At 61.4% G+C, this 2735-nt stretch carries 5 protein-coding genes; all 5 read right to left on the reverse strand.

The window, feature by feature from the left end:
* On the reverse strand, positions 1-402 hold a 402-nt coding region (gene ytpR / locus EN994_RS25930), incomplete at its 3' end, for a YtpR family tRNA-binding protein (RefSeq protein ID WP_348631689.1).
* Positions 399-821 carry a GFA family protein gene (locus tag EN994_RS25935; protein WP_013528308.1) on the reverse strand — a complete coding sequence of 141 codons (423 nt, stop codon included), beginning with the start codon at positions 819-821 and terminating at the stop codon, positions 399-401. The genes EN994_RS25935 and ytpR, both read right to left, overlap by 4 nt.
* Complete coding sequence (pheS, locus tag EN994_RS25940) at positions 818-1915, reverse strand: phenylalanine--tRNA ligase subunit alpha (protein WP_013528309.1); 1098 nt, start codon at positions 1913-1915, stop codon at positions 818-820. The genes EN994_RS25935 and pheS overlap by 4 nt, the downstream gene beginning before the upstream one ends.
* Positions 1916-2068: 153 nt before the next feature.
* Entirely contained in the window at positions 2069-2470 is a 402-nt protein-coding gene (rplT, locus tag EN994_RS25945) for a 50S ribosomal protein L20 (protein WP_013528310.1), read from the reverse strand.
* 93 nt (positions 2471-2563) lie between these two features.
* The coding region (locus EN994_RS25950) for a 50S ribosomal protein L35 (protein WP_127307916.1) at positions 2564-2735 on the reverse strand (172 nt) is incomplete at its 5' end.

The following is a 2735-nucleotide window of genomic DNA, read 5'->3' on the forward strand; positions in this document are numbered from 1 at the left end:
GCCATTGTGTTCGTCGGACAGCTCCAGCTCGCGCTCGGAACACATCATGCCGTGGCTTTCGACGCCCCTGATCTTGCCGACCGTCAGCGTTACGTCGATGCCGGGCACATAGGTGCCGGGCGCGGCAAAGGCGCCGATCAGGCCCGCGCGAGCGTTTGGCGCGCCGCAAACGACCTGCACCGGAGGCTTGCCGTCGCCGGTGTCGACGGTCAGCACGCGCAGCCGGTCGGCATCGGGATGCTGAACCGCCGTCAGCACCCTGGCGATGACGAATGGTTTCAGGCTCGACTTGTCGTCGACATGCTCGACTTCGAGACCGATCGAAGTCAGCCGCTCGACGATCTCGTCGAGCGTGGCGTCGGTCTCGAGGTGGTCCTTGAGCCAGGAGAGGGTGAATTTCATGGGACTGTTCCGTCTGGTCTTTTGACGCTTGATTTCAGATGTCTCGGCAGGTCGTCGGACATATGCAGGAAGGCAAGCTGCTCGCCGATATAGGCATGCAGCGTCGGCTGGAAATCGGCCGGCATGTCCATGGCGCCGAGCATGAAGTAGATGTCTTCTTCCAGCCGCTCGTCGACATAGGCGATGGGTGAGCCGCAGGTGCCGCAGAAAGAGCGCGTCACCGGGCCGTTCTCATACATCTTCAGCGCCTTGCCGGTGAACGCGACCTGATCGACCAGGAAGCCGACAAAGGCCGACACCGGCGCGCCGCTGGCCCGCCGGCAATCGCCGCAATGGCAGTAGCTGACGTGATGCGGTTCGGCAGAGGCCTCGAACCGCACGGCGCCGCAGCGGCAGCCGCCGGCATAGGGCGCTGTCATGCGCTCAGGCCTCCGAACAAAGTCGGCATGTCGAGCGGCCGGAAGCCGTAGTGCGACAGCCAGCGCACGTCTGCATCGAAGAAGGCGCGCAGGTCCGGCATGCCGTATTTCAGCATGGCGATGCGGTCTATGCCCATGCCCCAGGCAAAGCCCTGATATTCGTCCGGATCGAGACCGCCATGGCGCAGCACATTGGGATGCACCATGCCGCAGCCGAGGATCTCCATCCAGTCGGAGCCTTCGCCGAAGCGCACCTCGCCGGGCCGCGAGCGATCGCACTGGATGTCCACCTCGAGGCTTGGCTCGGTGAACGGGAAGAAGGACGGCCGGAAGCGCATCTTAACCTGCGGCACCTCGAAGAAGGCCTTGCAGAACTCCTCCAGCACCCACTTCATGTTGGCGACGTTGGCTGTCTTGTCGATCACCAGCCCCTCGACCTGATGGAACATCGGCGAGTGGGTGGCGTCCGAATCCTGCCGGTACGTCTTGCCAGGAATGACGATGCGGATCGGCGGCTTCTTCGTTTCCATGGTGCGGATCTGCACCGGCGAAGTGTGCGTGCGCAAAAGCTTGCGCTCGCCCTTCTCGTCCGGCTGGAAGAAGAAGGTGTCGTGCATCTCGCGCGCCGGGTGGCCTTCGGGAAAATTCAGCGCGGTGAAATTGTAATAGTCGGTCTCGATATCGGGACCTTCCGCGATGGAGAAACCGAGATCGCCGAAGATCGCGGCAATCTCGTCGATGACTTGGCTGATCGGATGGATACGGCCGCGCTCGGCCGGCGACTGCCGCACCGGCAACGTCACGTCGACCTTTTCGGCGGCGAGGCGGGCGGTGATCGCCACATCCTTGAGCTCAGCCTTGCGGGCAGTCAGCGCGTCGGTGACGCGGTTCTTGAGGCCGTTGATGGCCGGGCCTTTGATCTGGCGCTCCTCGGCGGTCATGGCGCCAAGTGTCTTCAGCATCTCGGACACGCTGCCCTTCTTACCGAAAGCAGCGATGCGCACGGCCTCGATGGCCGGCTCATCGGCGGCCGAGGCGATCTCGGCCAGAAGTGAGTTTTCAAGCGTATCCAGGCCAGTGGTTGCGTCGTTCACGGTCAAACTCGCTGCGTTGGGAGGTCGGCCTCAAAGTGAAAGTCACTCCTAAAGTGAAATCACTCCAAGGATCAGGCAAAAGAAAAACCCGCGCCAGCCGTGCCAGCGCGGGTTCCCCAAATCAGAATTGCGAATGCTTGGGAAGCGCTGGTCTTAGGCGACAGCGCTTTCAAAAGCGTTCGGCGTGGTGTTCTTCAGATATTCGAGCGCCACCTTGGCCTTGGCGACCAGGGCCGCGAAAGCCTGCGGCTCGTGGATGGCCATGTCCGACAGGATCTTGCGATCGATCTCGATGCCCGACTTGTTGAGGCCGTCGATGAAGCGGCCATAGGTCAGGCCATGCTCGTGGGTCGCGGCGTTGATGCGCTGGATCCACAGCGCGCGGAAGGAGCGCTTGCGGTTCTTGCGGTCGCGGTAAGCGTATTGCAGCGACTTTTCCACCGCCTGCTTGGCGATGCGGATGGTGTTCTTGCGGCGGCCGTAGAAGCCTTTCGCGGCTTTCAGGACCTTCTTGTGCTTGGCGTGCGAAGTGACGCCTCTTTTTACGCGTGCCATGTCATGATCTCCTTAAAAGCAATTCCAGGAAAAGTGCCTTGCGGTTTTCCGTTCGGAATTGCGTAAAACAAATGCGTGTCCGGACCGAATGCCTTAGAGGCCGTTCGGCAGAAAATTCTTGATGACCTTCTTGCCATCCGGTTCAGCCAGAACCATCGTGCCGCGGGCATTTCGAATGAACTTGTTGGAACGCTTGATCATGCCGTGACGCTTGCCGGCCGCAGCCGACAGGACTTTACCCGTACCTGTGATCTTGAACCGCTTC

The sequence above is a fragment of the Mesorhizobium sp. M7A.F.Ca.CA.002.09.1.1 genome (assembly GCF_003998555.1).
In the GTDB taxonomy this organism is placed as follows: domain Bacteria; phylum Pseudomonadota; class Alphaproteobacteria; order Rhizobiales; family Rhizobiaceae; genus Mesorhizobium; species Mesorhizobium ciceri.